The organism is Aquabacter sp. DMC10, assembly GCF_056314145.1.
In genome coordinates, this window is the sequence record NZ_JBQUYX010000003.1 from 628,778 (window position 1) to 644,247 (window position 15,470).

Genomic DNA, 15,470 nt, shown 5'->3' on the forward strand with positions numbered 1-15,470 from the left:
TTGAGCCCGGGCCGGCCACCCCGCCGTGTGGGGCGAGAGCGAGGGCGGGAGGGGCTGGACGGGAGGGGGCCTCCCGTCCGCGGCGAATCACAGGGCCTGGGCGGCGGCGAGCACCTCGGCGGCGTGGCCGTCCACTTTCACCTTCGGCCACACCTTCGCGACCGTTCCGTCCCGGTCGATGAGCAGGGTGACGCGCTCTATCCCCATATATTTGCGGCCATACATGCTTTTTTCCGCCCACACCCCATAGTCCGCCAGCATCGTTGTCTGCTCGTCGGAGGCCAGCGGGAATTCGAGGTCATACTTGGCCTTGAACTTGTCTTGGGCGGAAACGGGATCGGCGGAGACTCCGAGGATTGCGGTGTCCGCCTTTTCGAATTCCTGCCTCAAGCCGTTGAATGCAATGGCTTCCTTTGTGCAGCCTGAGGTATTGGCCTTGGGGTAGAAGTAAAGCACCAGCTTGCGACCGGCGAAGTCCTTCAGGGACACTTCGCCGCCGCCGTCGCGCTTGAGGGAAAATGCGGGCGCGGGGGTGCCGGGCGCGGGAATCTTCGACATCTGCCTTCCTTTCGACGTGTCTGCGTCCTACCGGCAGGACATCCAGGCGGACCTCGGTTATGTCCGGGTCTTGCCTGACACCATGGATGGTCCATTCTGCCGCCCTTGGAAAGGCGGTGTGCAGCGCAGCGGGGCACGATGAGGGCGCGGAGCACGACGTGGGGATGAGCGAAGAAAGCGCCGAAAAAGCTGTCGGCGTCCGCCACGTCAGGCGGGGCCATGTCCAAGGACTTGCCGGCGCCCTGGTGCCGCGCGGGCGGGTTGCGCGCATCGTCGTGTGGACGCTGGTGTGGCTGGTGGCTCTGGCGGGGGCGGCGGCTCTCGGCCTGTACGGGCTGATCTCCACTGGCCTGCTCACCGCCAACATGGCCACCCCCTATGTGGAACGCGCCATCGAAGCGCGGCTCGGCGGCGAATATGATGTCCAGATCGGCGGCATCGCCTTCGAGACCATGAAGCAGGGCGCCACCGCCCTGGTGGTGCGCGACATCCGCGTGCTCGGCCCCAAGGGCGAACTCATTGCCTCCGCCCCCTCGGCCGAAGTGGAGATGGAAGGGTCCATCCTCACCCTCTCTCCCAAGGTGGGGCGCGTCGACCTGATCGGCGCGGAAATGTTCATCAAGATCGCGGCCTCCGGCAGCCTGGCGGTCTCCACCGGCAAGGGCGCCAAGCCCATCGTCACCACCCCCGTGGCACCAGCGCCTGCCTCGGCGGCGCCTACGGCCGCGGGCGCGCCCGGCGCGGCCGGCGCGGGAACCACCCTCGCCACCAACGGTGCCGCCGCCATGGACCCCCTGGTCCTGCGGGTGCTCGCCCAATGGATGGAAGACCTGGACAACGGCGTCTTCGACGGCGGGGCGTTCCGGGAGATCGGCATCCGCGACGCCACCGTGGAGGTGGAGAACGAATCCAACGGCCGCCGCGTCACCTTCCAGAACATCTCCATCTCGCTGAACCGCCCCGATGGCGGCGGCGCGGTGCTGACCTTCAGCACCGAAGGGCCGAGCGGCACCGCCAGCCTGACGGCGGGCGTCGGTCCGGTGCAGAACAATGAGCGGGCGCTGACCTTCGACCTGAAGAATGTGGAGACCGAGGACCTGGTCCACGCCTTCACCCAGGACTGGAAGCGCTTCTACATGGACATGCCGCTCAATGCGTCCGTGTCCGCCCGCATCGGCCGTGACGGGCGGGTGCTGGCCGGCGAGGCGCATGTGGACCTGGGCGCCGGCCAGATCGGCAATGGCGAGGACCCGCAGGAGCGGTTCGTCCTGGATTACATGAAGCTGGGTCTGAAGCTCGACCCGGCCCGCCGCATCATCGCCATCGCCCCGCTGGCGGCGGGCAAGAATGCCAATATCATTTCCCTCGCGGGCGAGGTCACCGTGCCCGCCACTGCCGGGGCGGAATGGCCTTATGTGCTGCGGCAGGACAAGGTGGTGTTGGCCGGCCCGGAAATGCCCGATCCGGCGCTGGTCATCGATACCGTCGCCGTCACCGGGCGCTATGTGCCCGCCGACAAGCGCCTGATGTTCGACACCGGCAGTCTCACCGGCGCCACCGGCTCGCTGACCTTTGCCGGCATGGTGGACTTCGGCATCGACGTGCCCACCATCAAGCTGAACGCCACCGGCTCGCGCATGCCCGCCTCCACGGTGCGGCGCTTCTGGCCCGTGAGCATCGCCCCGCCCGCCCGCACCTATGTGCTGGAGAATCTGTCCGGCGGCACGGTGGATGGCACCAAGGTCACGGTGAACATGCCCATCGACCTGATCGGGCAAAAGGAAGTGCCGCTGCCCGAGGATGCCGTGCATCTGGAATTGTCGGGCTCGGGCTTCACCCTGATGGCGCTGAAGGGCCTGCCGCCGCTGCGCGACATGCGCCTGTCGGTGGTGGTCACCGGCCGCTCGGTGCGCGTGAACATTCCCGAAGGCACCGTGGTGACGCCGCAGAACCGCAAGCTGGCGGTTTCCGACGGCGTGTTCTTCATGCCCGATTACTTCCCCCGCGAACCCAAGGCGCAGGTGCGCGTGAAGTTCGCCGGGCCGGCGGATGCGGGCATTGAGATCCTCGGCATGGACGCCCTGAAGGGGCCCACCGGCACCGCCTATGATCCTGCCACCACCCGGGGCAAGGTCTCCGCCCTCGTGCAGATCAACATCTTCTTCCGCAAGGTGGCGGACCCCTCGGACACCGATTATTCGGTGGAGGCGACCCTCACCGATTTCGGCCTCGACAATGTGTTCGCCGGCCAGCGCGTGGAAGGCGCCACCGTCTCCGCCTTCGCCACTCCGGCCGGCATTCTCCTGCGCGGCGACGGCAAGATCGCCGGCGCGCCGATGAATTTTGAATATGAGAAGCGCAAGGACGTCGCCGATTCCGACATCAAGGTGAACGCCACCTTGGATGACGCCTCGCGCGCCAAGCTGGGGGTGAATCTGCCCGCCATCACCGGGCCCATCCTGGTGCGCCTGGTGGGCACCACCAACAACAAGGACACAAGGGCCAATATCGAGCTGGACCTCACCAATGTCCGCATCAACGATCTGGTGCCCGGCCTCACCAAGCCCCCCGGCAAGCCGCTGAAAGCCAAGTTTGCCTCGGTGGACAGCGGCTCGTCGCTGAAGATCAACGACCTGACGCTGGAAGGCTCGGGCACGCTCATCAAGGGCTCGCTGGAATTGTCCAATGCGGGCGAGGTGAACGGGGCCAACTTCCCCATCTTCCAGATCTCCGACGGCGACAAGGCCAGCCTGAAGGCGGACCGGGCCGGCGATGTGCTGAAGGTGAAGATCACCGGCGATGTGATCGATGCCCGCGGCATCATGAAGAGCATCATGAGCACGCCGGCCACCGCCGCCGCCGCCAATTCCGCCAGCGCGGCGGCGCGGCGCGAACAGCGACAGAACCGCGCCGGGCAGGACGTGGACGTGGAGGCCAAGGTCGGTGTCCTCACCGGCAACAATGGCGAGGTGCTGCGCCAGATGGACCTCTCGCTCGGCCGGCGCGGAGTGGAATTGCGCACCTTCCAATTGAGCGCCAAGGTGGGCCGCGACGGCACGGTGGCGGGCGAGATCCGCGCCATGACCAACGGCAAGCGCGCCATGCTGGTCACCACCTCGGATGCCGGCGCGGTGCTGCGCTTCCTGGATGTCTATCCCAAGATCGACGGCGGCGAGATGTGGGTGGTCTTCGATCCCCCGCGCTCGGACGCCTCGCCCCAGGAGGGCACGCTCAATCTGCGCGACTTCGTGGTGCGCGGCGAGCCGGGCCTCGCCATCCTTTCCGATGCGGCCCGCGATTCCTCCGGCAAGGCGGAAGCCGGCACGGCGGTGTTCCAGAAGGCGCAGGCCAAGTTCACCCGCACGCCCGGCGCCGTCGCGGTGCGCGACGCGGCCATCTGGGGGCCGGTGGCGGGCGTGACCCTGGACGGCTCGGTGGACTTCATCGCCGAGCGGATCGCCATTCGCGGCACCTATGTGCCGGCCTATGGCCTCAACAACCTGTTCTCCAAGCTGCCGGTGATCGGTGCCCTGCTGGGCGGTGGGCCCAATGAGGGGCTTCTGGGCGTCACTTTCGAGATCGTCGGCCCCATGAGCGGTCCGCGCCTGACCGTGAACCCGCTCTCCGCCGTGGCGCCGGGCTTCCTGCGCAAGATGTTCGAGTTCCGCGACCAGAACGACGCCCCGCCGGCATCGCCGCGATAGGGGGCCCCCGCCAGATGCGGGGCGCGCTCCGGGCGCGCCCGCGCCGGGGGCGGTCTTTTTCGGCGGATAGCGGAACCAATTGCCCCGCTTGGGAATTTATCCTGCACGAGAACAGGCGCCCGGCCGGTCGCGCGGCGATCCGGCAGAATGGGCCTGTTTTCCGAGACTTGGCGCGCGATGAGCGGCACGGGTGACGGTCATCCGCGCGCATCGCGCTCTGCGGCAGGAGATTATAGTCCCATGAAGACCACTTTGATCGCGCTCGCCACCGCCGCCGCCCTCATCGTGCCCCAGGCGGGCGCCATGGCGCAGAATGCGGTCGCCACCGAGACCTTCACCGCCGCTCGTCCCACCGACGTGCTCAGCTACAATCTCATCGGCCTGAACGTGGTCAACGGCCAGAATGAGAGCGTGGGCGAGATCAAGGATCTCATCCTCTCCCAGGGCGAGCTGGCCGGCTACATCCTGTCCGTGGGCGGCTTCCTGGGCATTGGCGAGCGCTATGTGATCGTGCGCCCCAATGCCATCAAGGTCGCCTATTCGGACAAGGACGCTAAATGGACGGCGGTCATGAACACCACCCGCGACGCCCTCAAGGCCGCACCCGAATTCAAGTATGAGGGCCGCTGGAAGCGCTGATCGGGCGCCCGCGTCTCAATCGGCTGATCTGAAAGCAGAACCGCCCGGCTCATGGCCGGGCGGTTTTGTGTGTGGGCGTCTTGTGTCAGACCGGCTTCAAAAGCACATGCCGCTTCTTGCCCAGCGAGAGCTTCAGCAATCCCTCGGGGGTCAGGTCGCGCGGGGTCAGGACGGCCTTTTCGTCGGCGACGCCGGCATCATTGACCTTCAGGCCGCCGCCCTTGATCTGCCGCCGGGCTTCCGAGGTGGAGGCAACCAGGCCTGCGGTGACGAAGGCGGTGGCGACGGCAAGGCCCGCCTCCAAGGTCGCGGCGGGGACTTCGATGGTGGGCAGGTTCACCGCCAAAGCGCCTTCCTCGAAGGTGGCGCGGGCGGTGGCGCGGGCGTCCTCGGCGGCCTCCCTGCCATGCAGAAGGGCGGTCGCCTCGGTGGCGAGGATTTCCTTCGCCACGTTGATCTCCTGGCCCTCCAGGGCGCCGAGGCGGGCGATCTCGTCCAGCGGCAGCTCGGTGAACAGCTTCAGGAAGCGCACCACGTCCGCATCGCCGGTGTTGCGGAAATATTGCCAATATTCAAACGCGGGCAGCAGCTCGCTATCCAGCCACACCGCGCCGCCCGCCGTCTTGCCCATCTTGGCGCCCGACGAGGTGGTCAAAAGCGGCGTCGTCAGCGCGAACAGGTCCGCGCCGTGCATGCGCCGGCCCAGCTCCATGCCGTTGACGATGTTGCCCCACTGGTCGGAGCCGCCCATCTGCAGCACGCAGCCATGGCGCTTGTTCAGCTCCACGAAGTCATAGGCCTGCAGGATCATATAGTTGAATTCGAGGAAGGTGAGCGGCTGCTCGCGCTCCAGCCGCAGCTTGACCGAATCGAAGGTCAGCATGCGATTGATGGTGAAGTGCGGCCCCACCTCCCGCAGCAGCGGGATATATTTCAGCTCGTCCAGCCAGTTGGCATTGTTCTCCATGATCGCCCCGGCGTCGAAGTCCAGGAAGCGGGAGAAGACGCGACGGATGGAGGCGATGTTGGCATTGATCTGCTCGTCCGTGAGCATCTTGCGCGCCTCGTCCTTGCCGGACGGATCGCCGATCTTGGTGGTGCCGCCGCCCATGAGCGCGATGGGCCGGTGCCCGGTGCGCTGGAGCGTGCGCAGCATCATGATGGACAGCAAATGCCCGGCATGGAGGCTGGAGGCGGTGGCATCGAAGCCGATATAGGCGGTGATGGGCCCTTCGCACGCCTTGGCATCCAGGCGCTCGGCATCGGAGCACTGGTGGACATAGCCGCGCGCCTCAAGGGTGCGCATGAAGTCGGAACGAAAACCAGTCATGGGGGCCCGTGCGAAAAGGCTTCGGAAAGGGGGCTCCTTTAACAGGGTTTGCCGATAATTGCATCGGTCGTGCCGGAGGGAGCTGTCATGCGGGCTTTGGGGCTGATGAGCGGCACGTCCATGGACGGCATCGATGCCGCCCTCATCGACACGGACGGGGAAGGGGTCGGCTGGCTCGGGCCGTCCCTCACCGTGCCCTATGCGGACGCCGACCGCGCCCTGCTGCGCGCGGCGCTGGAGGATGCGCGCGGGCTGAACAGCCGGGAGGGGCGGCCGGGCGCGCTCGCGGCGGCGGAACGGCGGATCACCGACCTCCATGCTCAGGCCGTCCACGCCTTGCTCACCCCCCTGCGCCTGACGCCGGCCGACCTCGACGTGATCGGCTTCCACGGCCAGACCGTCTATCACCGCCCCGAGGCCGGCCTCACCGTGCAGATCGGCGAGGGGGAGCGGCTCGCCCGCCTGCTGGGCACGCGGGTGGTGGCGGATTTCCGGGCGGCGGACGTGGCGGCGGGCGGGCAAGGGGCGCCCCTGGTGCCGGTGTTCCACCAGGCGCTGGTGGCCAAGCTCGACCTTCCCGGCCCGGTGGCGGTGCTCAATGTGGGCGGGGTGGCCAATGTCACCTGGCTCGACGGCACCACCGATCCCATCGCCTGCGACACCGGCCCGGGCAATGCGCTGATCGATGATTTCGTGCACGCCCGGACCGGTCTGGCCTTTGACGATGGCGGGCGCATCGCCGCAGCGGGACGGCTGGACGCGGCCACCCTCGACAGCCTCCTCGATCATCCCTTCTTCCGCGCCGCCCCCCCTAAATCACTTGACCGCAACGATTTTCGCGATTTCGTCGCGGCCCGGGCGGGCCTTGCCGGCCGCGGCACGGAAGATGGCGCGCGGCTGCTGACCGCGCTCACCGCCGCCGCCGTAGCGACCCTGGTGCCCCTTCTGCCCCGCCCGCCGCAGGTGTGGATCGTCGGCGGCGGCGGCGCGCGCAATCCGGTCCTGCTGGCTGAGCTGGAGAACCGCCTCCACCGTCCCGTGCGCGCGGCGGATGCGTTGGGCTGGTCGGCGGACGGGCTGGAGGCCCATGCCTTCGGCTATCTGGCGGTGCGGGCGCTGCGGGGCCTGCCCCTGACCTTCCCCACCACCACAGGCGTGTCACACCCCCTCACAGGAGGCCTGATTTTTCAGCACAATTGATCGCTGGAGGGGGATGCGCGCCGGACCGGATCGGCTAGATTGTGTCGGGACGGTGGTCGTCAGCGGGCAGAAAGGCGACCGACGCAACATGGAGCCGCACCTGAAAAGCTGAACCCAGCGGGGGAAAATATGCAAACGCAGGCATCTCACAAGATGCACCGCGACATCGGGCTCGTGGGCCTGACCTTTGTCGCAGTGAGCGGTATCATCGGATCAGGCTGGCTCTTCGCGCCTCTGCTCGCGGCGCAACATGCCGGGCCGGCAGCATTGATCGCCTGGCTGATCGGCGGCGTGGCCATGCTGATGCTGGCGCTCACCTTCGCGGAAATCTCAGCCATGCTGCCGGTGCCCGGCGGCGTCGCGCGCGTGCCCTTGTTCAGCCACGGCAATTTCGTGTGCACCATGATGGGCTGGAGCGGCTGGGTGGGCTACACCACCCAGGCCCCCATCGAGGTGGAGGCCATGCTGCGCTATGTGGGACCCCACGCCAATTGGCTCTATGTGGCGGGACCTGGCAGCGACCTGTCGCTGATCGGCATCATCCTATCCATGGCGCTTCTGGCCGCCTTCGTGGTCATCAATGCCATCGGCGTGAAGTTCTTCGCTTATGTGAACAGCTCCATCACCTGGGCCAAGATCGCCATTCCGCTGGTGCTGGTGGTGACGCTGCTGATGTCCCGCTTCGAGGTGTCCAACTTCACCGACCATGGCGGCTTTGCCCCGTTCCAATGGGCGGGCGTCATGAGCGCGGTGTCCTCGGGCGGCGTCATCTTCTCCTATATCGGCTTCCGCCACGCGGTGGACATGGCCGGCGAGGTGCGCAATCCCGGCTTCACCATCCCCACCGCTTTGGTCCTGTCGGTCGTCATCTGCTTCCTGATCTATGGCGGCCTGCAACTGGCCTTCATCGGCGCGCTGAAGCCGGAAGAGCTGATCAATGGCTGGGGCACCCTGCACCTGTCCTCCGATTACGGCCCGCTCGGCGCCGTGGCGAGCGCCCTCGGCCTCATGTGGCTGGTGAGCCTGCTGAACGTGGGCGCGGTGGTCGGTCCCATGGGCGGGGCGCTGGTGGCCACGGGTTCGTGCGCCCGCATCAGCTTCGCGCTGGCCGAAAACGGCCTGTTCCCCAAGATCGTGGCCTCCCTGTCGGACCGGGGCGTGCCCCTGGTGGCGCTGCTCATCAACCTGGCCGTGGCGGTGCTCACCTTCGTGCTGCTGCCCTTCGAGGAAGTGGTGAAGCTGAACGAATCCGCCATCATGCTGTCCTTCATCGTCGGCCCGGTGGGGGTGGTGGCCCTGCGCTACATCCTGCCGACGGCGCGTCGGCCCATCGTCCTGCCGGCGGTCAAGGTGCTGGCCTGCGCCGCCTTCGTGGTGTGCGGGCTCATCATCCTGTGGGCGGGCTGGAGCACGGTGTGGCGGCTCGGCCTGTGCCTGGCGGTGGGAGCGGTGCTGTTCTTCACCTATGCCATCCGCCACATCAAGGGCTCGGCGGATCTGGCCGAGGCGGCTTGGCTTGGCCCCTATTTCGTCGGCATGGGCGCCATTTCCGCGCTGAGCACGTTCGGCGGCATGGGGGTGCTCACCCATGGCCTCGACACCGCCCTGGTGGTGGTGCTGTCCATCGGCGTGTTCTTCCACGCGGTCAGCTGCCGGCTGAGCGAGCGGAAATTCCGCTCCTATGTCTCCGAGGAAATCCTGGCCGAGGCCGAGATCGGCGACCATGGCGTGGTGCGCGTGGAAAGCGCCCTGCGCCACCGGCATTAGGGCCGGATCCCCTCACATTGAAGCGCTTCGGCGATTCCATGTGAGGGGGGAATCCGTCTCTATCCAATACGTTGGAGCGCGATCCCGCTGGGCTGCAAATGGCGTCAAGCCCCGGCGGGCTTGGTGCCGACCACGGCGTGATGGGGGAAGGTGACGAAAAGCGCCCCCTCCGCCTCGGCCTTGGAAAGGGCGGCGCGGAACACGTCCAGCTCCCCGGCGGTGAGCCGCGGCTCCAGCCGCCCGACGATGAAGCCCCAGAAGCTGCTTCCGCGCGCGAAGGCGGGCGTGGCCGGGCAGGGCGCCAGGTCCTGGAAGCCGGTCGCGCGCATCCGCCGATAGAGGCTGACATCGGCGACGCCCGCGGGCGACACCATGGGTGGCACCCCTTCCACCTTGGCGCGGATGGCCTCGGGCAGATCGGCGGAAAACTGGTGCCGGCCGTCAATGGCGCGCACGATGACGCCCACCCGGCCGCCGGGCTTCACCACGCGGAACAGCTCGGCAAGGGCGCGGTCGGCGTCGCATTCCTCCAGCACCGTCACGCTATAGGCATGGTCGAAGCTCCCGTCCGCGAACGGCAGATGCTCGGCATCCGCCTCGCGGAAGGTGATCCGGTCGCCGAGGCCCGCCTGGGCGGCAAGGTCCGCCCCCTCCCGCACCATATAGGCGTTGATGTCGCAGGCGGTGACGTGACCGGTTCGCCGGGCCGCCATCCGCGCCAGCGCGCCCGAGCCGGAGCCCACATCGAGGATGTGGTCCGTGGTGGCGGGGTCGATGATGTCCAACAAGGTGGTGAACATGCCGCGATAGCTGGGGCTGCCGGCGCGGTCCTCCAGCAAGGCGACCCCGCCGAGATGGGCGCCGCCCAGCCGGATCACGGTGAAATGCTCCACGAGGTGGGGCAGCGCGGCATCCCACTGCGTGGGGGCGAGGAAGAGCGGGAAGAGAAGGAGGGCCGGCCCCGTTCCCCGGATGTCATAGCTGATGCCGGCATGGAGGCCGCTGGCGGGCGCGCGGGCGAGTGGCGTCGCCGTGCCGGGCAGATCCCTCACCGCGGCGATCACCTCGTCCGTGCGGTCGCGCACATGATCGGCCCATCCCGGCTGGGCATAGCCTTCAAGCGTGCGCCGTCGGCTCTCGGGAAGGGCGGCCGCGATCACGGCCGCGATCTGGGCGGAGGTGCCGCCATCGCCGGCAAGCACCGTCAGGCGGTCGGCGAGCGCCGCGAAGGCGGCGGGCTCGCAGCCCACCGGCTCATGGAACAGGAGGCCGGCGATCCGCTGCGGATGGGCGGCCGCAAAACCGGCGAGGCTGCCCGGCATCTGGGTGGCCACATGGGCGGCCTCAAGCCCCAGATGATCCCACAGGGCCAACAGCCGGTCCGCGAGAGTTCGGACGCGCCCCTCGGCCGGTTCCGTTTCGTGTCCCATCATCCCCCTCCCGCGCACCATAGATGTGGTGAACCGGACCCATGACGACCACGCTAAAGCAGTTGCGTGACAGACTGAAAGGGGCGCGGATCGCGGGAGGGCATGGCCGGCCGGGGCCGACCGGCGACGGCCCGTCCTCACCGGGGCGGAGCAGAGCCCGTCCCCGATCCCACGGGGCCGCCATAAACGCGAAACGCCCGGCCGTGGGGCCGGGCGCTTCAGGTGTCTTGAACGGTCCGCCGCTTCGGCGCCGCCGCAGGCTCAGGCGGCGCTGTCCTTGCGGGTGCCGGGCAGGCGCTTGTCGAGATAAGTGCCCACCACGCTCATCAGCTCGTCATTCTTGCCGTCGAAGAAGTGGTTGGCGCCGGGCACGATCTGTTGCTCGATCACGATGCCCTTCTGGGTCTTCAGCTTCTCCACCAGGGTGGCCACCGCCGAGGTAGGCACCACCGCATCCTTGTCGCCATGCACGAACAGGCCGGACGAGGGGCAGGGGGCGAGGAAGGAGAAGTCATAAAGGCTCGCCGGAGCGGCCACCGAGATGAAGCCTTCCACCTCGGGACGGCGCATCAGGAGCTGCATGCCGATCCAGGCGCCGAAGGAGACGCCGGCGATCCAGCAGGCGCGCGCATCGGGATTGACCGACTGCGCCCAGTCGAGCGCGGCGGCGGCGTCGGAGAGTTCGCCGGTGCCATGGTCGAACGAGCCCTGGCTGCGGCCGACCCCGCGGAAATTGAAGCGCAGCACCGAGAAGCCGCGGTTCACAAACTGATAATACAGATTGTAGACCAGCGGATTGTTCATCGTGCCCCCGAACTGGGGGTGGGGATGAAGAATGATGGCGATCGGGGAATTGCGCGTCTTTGCGGGCTGATAGCGGCCTTCGAGCCGCCCCTTCTCGCCGGTGAAGATGACTTCTGGCATGGAGTCCGCAACCTCTGGGCAGCACGGCGAAGTCGGGGATCTCGCTTCCGGGTCACCCGGAACCGTGCGTCCCGCTCGGACGTCAGCGTTCGACGTCTTGACTCAGCCCGGACGCCACCCTATCTATTTAGAATAATTCTAATTTCTCCCGGCCGGGCGTGCGAGAGTGGTCTCGCGGCAAGGCAGGATCGGATGAAGTTTGAGGTATGACCGAGATCGGGCGCAATTGCAAGCCTTGGCTCGGGCGAGGGGGATGGCTCCCCCAGCGCCGGCGAGCGGCTGCATGGGGTCTTGCCCTGGAGGGCGCGGCATGAGCACGGCGCCCCTCACCGCTCCGCCCCGGGTCGCCTATCTCGACCATAACGCCACCTCGCCTTTGCGTCCGGCGGCCCGCGCGGCCTTCCTGGAGGCGCTGGAGGCGGGCGGCAATGCCTCTTCCGTGCATGCGGACGGGCGCGGCGCGCGCGCGCGTCTGGAGCGGGCGCGCGGCCAGGTGGCAGCCCTTCTGGATGCCGATCCGCGCGGCGTGACCTTCACCTCGGGGGCCACCGAGGCGGCGAGCGCCATCCTTCATCCCGAACTGGAGATTGCCGGCCGGCCGGTGACCTGCGACGTGCTGCTGGTCTCGGCCGTGGAGCACCCTTGCGTCCTGTCCGGCCATCGTTTCCCCACCGACAAGGTGGAAGTGATCCCGGTGGACGGGGACGGCGTAATCGATCTCAAAGCCCTCGAAAACCGGCTCGCCGCCCTTGCTGCCATGGGTCTTCGCCCCTACCTCTCCCTCATGGCCGCCAATAATGAGACGGGCGTCCTCCAGCCGGTGGCGGAGGCGGCGGATCGGGTGCATGCGGCGGATGGCGTCGTCCATTGCGACGCGGTCCAGGCGGCCGGGCGGGTGGATGTCACCCTCGCCGGCCTGAAGGCGGATTTCGTCACCCTGTCTGCCCACAAGCTGGGCGGGCCGCAAGGGGCAGGGGCGCTGGTCGCCCATCCCGACAGCCGCGCCCGCGTGCCCTTGATGGCGGGCGGGGGGCAGGAGCGGGGGCGGCGGGGCGGCACGCAGAATGTGCCGGCCATGGCCGGTTTCGGCGCCGCAGCCGCGGATGCAGCGACCCATTTGGAAGCGGAAGCCATGCGCCTGACGGGCTTGCGCCGTCGGCTCGAAACGGGGATTGTGGACCTGTTCCAGGACGCGTGGATCGCGGGGGCGGGTGCGGCGCGCCTGCCCAATACGGTCTGCGCGGTGTTTCCGGGCCTGAAGGCCGAAACCCTGGTCATTGCGCTCGATCTCGCCCATATCCGCGTGAGCGCCGGTTCGGCCTGCTCCTCGGGCAAGGTCGGCTCTTCCCATGTGCTTGCGGCCATGGGGGCGGCGTCCGGCCTCGGGCCAGAGGCGACGGCGGGCGCCATACGGTTTTCGCTCGGCTGGTCGAGCGGGGAAGAGGATGTGGATCTGGCACTGGCGGCGCTCGGCCGCGCGGTGCCGCGTTTGAGCAGCCGCCCGGCACGGGTGGCATGAGGACTTGACCCGCGGGCCTTGAACCCGCGCGGGAGAGGAGACAGGAAGATGCCTGCGGTCCAGGAGACGATCGACCTCGCAAAGTCGATCGACGTCGATCAGTACAAGTATGGGTTCGTCACCGATATCGAGAGCGAGAAGGCCCCCAAGGGCCTGACGGAAGACACCGTCCGCTACATCTCGGCCAAGAAGAACGAGCCGGAATGGATGCTGGAATGGCGCCTCGACGCCTTCCGCCGCTGGCTGACCATGGAGGAGCCCACCTGGGCCCGGGTCAGCTATCCCAAGATCGATTTCCAGGACTATTATTATTACGCCGCCCCCAAGGCGAAGCCCAAGTCGCTGGACGAGATCGATCCCGAGATCCTCGCCACCTACGACAAGCTCGGCATTCCGCTGCGCGAGCGCGAGGCGCTGCTGGGCATCGAGAGCGGCGCGCCCAAGGTGGCGGTGGACGCGGTGTTCGACAGCGTGTCGGTGGCCACCACCTTCAAGGCGGAGCTGGCCAAGGCCGGCGTCATCTTCTGCTCCATCTCGGAAGCCATCCGCGAGCATCCCGAGCTGGTGAAGCAGTATCTGGGCTCGGTGGTGCCGGTCTCGGACAATTTCTACGCCACGCTGAACACGGCGGTCTTCTCCGACGGCTCCTTCGTCTACATCCCCAAGGGCGTGCGCTGCCCCATGGAGCTGTCGACCTATTTCCGCATCAATGAGCGCAACACCGGCCAGTTCGAGCGCACCCTCATCATTGCCGACGAGGGCGCCTATGTGAGCTATCTGGAAGGCTGCACCGCGCCCCAGCGCGACGAGAACCAGCTCCATGCCGCCGTGGTGGAACTGGTGGCGCTGAAGGACGCGGAGATCAAATATTCCACCGTCCAGAACTGGTATCCCGGCGACAAGGACGGCAAGGGCGGCATCTATAATTTCGTCACCAAGCGGGGCGATTGCCGCGGCGCCAATTCCAAGATCTCCTGGACGCAGGTGGAGACCGGCTCCGCCATCACCTGGAAGTATCCCAGCTGCATCCTGCGCGGCGACGGCAGCCAGGGCGAGTTCTATTCCATCGCCATTTCCAACGGCTACCAGCAGGTGGATTCGGGCACCAAGATGATCCATCTCGGCAAGAACACGTCGAGCCGCATCATCTCCAAGGGCATCGCCGCCGGCCATTCGGACAACACCTATCGCGGCCAGGTGACCGCCCACCGCAAGGCCACCAACGCCCGCAACTTCACCAATTGCGATTCCCTGCTGATCGGCGATCGCTGCGGGGCGCACACCGTGCCCTATATCGAGGCGAAGAATTCCAGCGCCGTCTTCGAGCACGAGGCCACCACCTCGAAAATCTCCGAGGACCAGATGTTCTACTGCCTCCAGCGCGGCCTCTCCGAGGAGGAAGCGGTGGCGCTGATCGTCAACGGCTTCGTCAAGGACGTGCTCCAGCAATTGCCCATGGAGTTCGCCGTGGAGGCCCAGAAGCTCATCGCGGTGAGCCTGGAAGGCTCGGTGGGCTGAGGCCCGACCTATTCGCGGCCGGGGCGTCCGGCCGCATCCCTTGTGATCGCGCGCCCCGCGCGGCCCCCTGAAAGGCGCCGCGGCCGGCGGCAGCGCCAACCAAACGGACACCACCATGGCTCTGCTCGAAATCAAGAACCTGCACGCCCGCATCGAGGACAATGACATCCTGCGCGGCCTCGACCTCACGGTGAATCCCGGCGAGGTTCACGCCATCATGGGGCCGAACGGCTCCGGCAAGTCGACCCTGTCCTATGTGCTCGCCGGCAAGGAAGACTATGAGGTCACCGACGGCGAGGCGCTGCTCGACGGCCAGAACCTCCTGGAGATGGAGGCGGACGCCCGCGCCGCCGCCGGCCTGTTCCTGGCCTTCCAGTATCCCATCGAGATCCCCGGCGTCGCCAACATGACCTTCCTGCGCACGGCGCTGAACGCCCAGCGCAAGGCGCGCGGCGAGGAGGAAATCTCCACGCCCGACTTCCTGCGCCTCGTGAAGCAGAAGGCGGCGCCGCTGGGCATCTCCCAGGAGATGCTGCGGCGCGGCGTCAATGTGGGCTTTTCGGGCGGCGAGAAGAAGCGCAACGAAATCCTCCAGATGACGCTTCTGGAGCCCAAGCTCTGCATCCTCGACGAGACCGATTCCGGCCTCGACATCGACGCGCTGAAAGTGGTGGCCGAGGGCGTGAACGCCCTGCGCGGTCCCGACCGGGGCATGGTGGTCATCACCCACTATCAGCGCCTCCTGAACCACATCGTGCCCGACGTGGTCCATGTGATGCACAAGGGCCGCATCGTGCGCTCCGGCGGCAAGGAGCTGGCGCTGGAGCTGGAAGCCTCCGGCTATGCGGCCTATGGCCAGGACGCGGCGTGAGGATCCGGCC

11 protein-coding genes are annotated in these 15,470 nt (G+C 67.5%); 7 read left to right on the forward strand and 4 right to left on the reverse strand.

The features are described 5' to 3' along the window. Positions 1 to 87: 87 nt before the first annotated feature. Complete coding sequence (locus ACT54L_RS11480; protein WP_476085700.1) at positions 88 to 558, reverse strand: peroxiredoxin; 471 nt, start codon at positions 556 to 558, stop codon at positions 88 to 90. A 164-nt stretch (positions 559 to 722) separates the two neighbouring features. Here ACT54L_RS11480 and ACT54L_RS11485 point away from each other — a divergent pair, with 164 nt between their 5' ends. Then, positions 723 to 4,262, forward strand: coding sequence for a YhdP family protein (locus ACT54L_RS11485; protein WP_476085701.1), 3,540 nt, complete (start codon positions 723 to 725; stop codon positions 4,260 to 4,262). A gap of 240 nt (positions 4,263 to 4,502) precedes the next feature. Continuing rightward, positions 4,503 to 4,901, forward strand: a complete 399-nt coding sequence (locus tag ACT54L_RS11490) for a PRC-barrel domain-containing protein (protein WP_476085702.1) — start codon at positions 4,503 to 4,505, stop codon at positions 4,899 to 4,901. Positions 4,902 to 4,986: 85 nt separating this feature from the next. Here ACT54L_RS11490 and tyrS read toward each other — a convergent pair whose 3' ends face one another. Then, entirely contained in the window at positions 4,987 to 6,231 is a 1,245-nt protein-coding gene (tyrS, locus tag ACT54L_RS11495) for a tyrosine--tRNA ligase (RefSeq protein WP_476085703.1), read from the reverse strand. An 87-nt stretch (positions 6,232 to 6,318) separates the two neighbouring features. Between tyrS and ACT54L_RS11500 the strand changes: the two genes are divergently transcribed. Together ACT54L_RS11500 and ACT54L_RS11505 are read left to right on the forward strand one after the other, a co-directional pair. Beyond that, positions 6,319 to 7,431 (forward strand): anhydro-N-acetylmuramic acid kinase, encoded by a 1,113-nt coding sequence (locus ACT54L_RS11500; protein WP_476085704.1) that lies wholly within the window; start codon positions 6,319 to 6,321, stop codon positions 7,429 to 7,431. Between the two features lie 153 nt (positions 7,432 to 7,584). Then, the gene (locus tag ACT54L_RS11505; protein ID WP_476085705.1) at positions 7,585 to 9,198 is read left to right on the forward strand and encodes an APC family permease; all 1,614 of its coding nucleotides are present in this window, start codon (positions 7,585 to 7,587) and stop codon (positions 9,196 to 9,198) included. 104 nt (positions 9,199 to 9,302) lie between these two features. Here the strand turns inward: ACT54L_RS11505 and ACT54L_RS11510 are convergent, their stop codons facing one another. Together ACT54L_RS11510 and ACT54L_RS11515 are read right to left on the reverse strand one after the other, a co-directional pair. Next, the gene (locus tag ACT54L_RS11510) at positions 9,303 to 10,628 is read right to left on the reverse strand and encodes a class I SAM-dependent methyltransferase (RefSeq protein WP_476085706.1); all 1,326 of its coding nucleotides are present in this window, start codon (positions 10,626 to 10,628) and stop codon (positions 9,303 to 9,305) included. Positions 10,629 to 10,889: 261 nt separating this feature from the next. Further along, entirely contained in the window at positions 10,890 to 11,552 is a 663-nt protein-coding gene (locus ACT54L_RS11515; protein WP_209102391.1) for an alpha/beta hydrolase, read from the reverse strand. Positions 11,553 to 11,862: 310 nt separating this feature from the next. On the opposite strand from ACT54L_RS11515, the gene ACT54L_RS11520 reads away from it, so the two are divergent. From ACT54L_RS11520 to sufC, 3 genes are all read left to right on the forward strand, one after another. Further along, positions 11,863 to 13,071, forward strand: a complete 1,209-nt coding sequence (locus ACT54L_RS11520) for a cysteine desulfurase family protein (protein ID WP_476085707.1) — start codon at positions 11,863 to 11,865, stop codon at positions 13,069 to 13,071. A gap of 48 nt (positions 13,072 to 13,119) precedes the next feature. After that, the gene (gene sufB / locus ACT54L_RS11525; RefSeq protein WP_476085708.1) at positions 13,120 to 14,589 is read left to right on the forward strand and encodes a Fe-S cluster assembly protein SufB; all 1,470 of its coding nucleotides are present in this window, start codon (positions 13,120 to 13,122) and stop codon (positions 14,587 to 14,589) included. Between the two features lie 115 nt (positions 14,590 to 14,704). After that, positions 14,705 to 15,460: a Fe-S cluster assembly ATPase SufC gene (sufC, locus tag ACT54L_RS11530; protein ID WP_476085709.1), complete on the forward strand. Its 756-nt coding sequence runs from the start codon at positions 14,705 to 14,707 to the stop codon at positions 15,458 to 15,460. Positions 15,461 to 15,470 lie beyond the last annotated feature (10 nt).

Excerpts from the sequence above, each read along its gene's own strand:
- ACT54L_RS11480 (WP_476085700.1), bottom strand. The coding sequence starts at position 558 with ATGTCGAAGATTCCCGCGCCCGGCACCCCCGCGCCCGCATTTTCCCTC.
- ACT54L_RS11485 (WP_476085701.1), top strand. The coding sequence starts at position 723 with ATGAGCGAAGAAAGCGCCGAAAAAGCTGTCGGCGTCCGCCACGTCAGG.
- ACT54L_RS11490 (WP_476085702.1), top strand. The coding sequence starts at position 4,503 with ATGAAGACCACTTTGATCGCGCTCGCCACCGCCGCCGCCCTCATCGTG.
- tyrS (WP_476085703.1), bottom strand. The coding sequence starts at position 6,231 with ATGACTGGTTTTCGTTCCGACTTCATGCGCACCCTTGAGGCGCGCGGC.
- ACT54L_RS11500 (WP_476085704.1), top strand. The coding sequence starts at position 6,319 with ATGCGGGCTTTGGGGCTGATGAGCGGCACGTCCATGGACGGCATCGAT.
- ACT54L_RS11505 (WP_476085705.1), top strand. The coding sequence starts at position 7,585 with ATGCACCGCGACATCGGGCTCGTGGGCCTGACCTTTGTCGCAGTGAGC.
- ACT54L_RS11510 (WP_476085706.1), bottom strand. The coding sequence starts at position 10,628 with ATGGGACACGAAACGGAACCGGCCGAGGGGCGCGTCCGAACTCTCGCG.
- ACT54L_RS11515 (WP_209102391.1), bottom strand. The coding sequence starts at position 11,552 with ATGCCAGAAGTCATCTTCACCGGCGAGAAGGGGCGGCTCGAAGGCCGC.
- ACT54L_RS11520 (WP_476085707.1), top strand. The coding sequence starts at position 11,863 with ATGAGCACGGCGCCCCTCACCGCTCCGCCCCGGGTCGCCTATCTCGAC.
- sufB (WP_476085708.1), top strand. The coding sequence starts at position 13,120 with ATGCCTGCGGTCCAGGAGACGATCGACCTCGCAAAGTCGATCGACGTC.
- sufC (WP_476085709.1), top strand. The coding sequence starts at position 14,705 with ATGGCTCTGCTCGAAATCAAGAACCTGCACGCCCGCATCGAGGACAAT.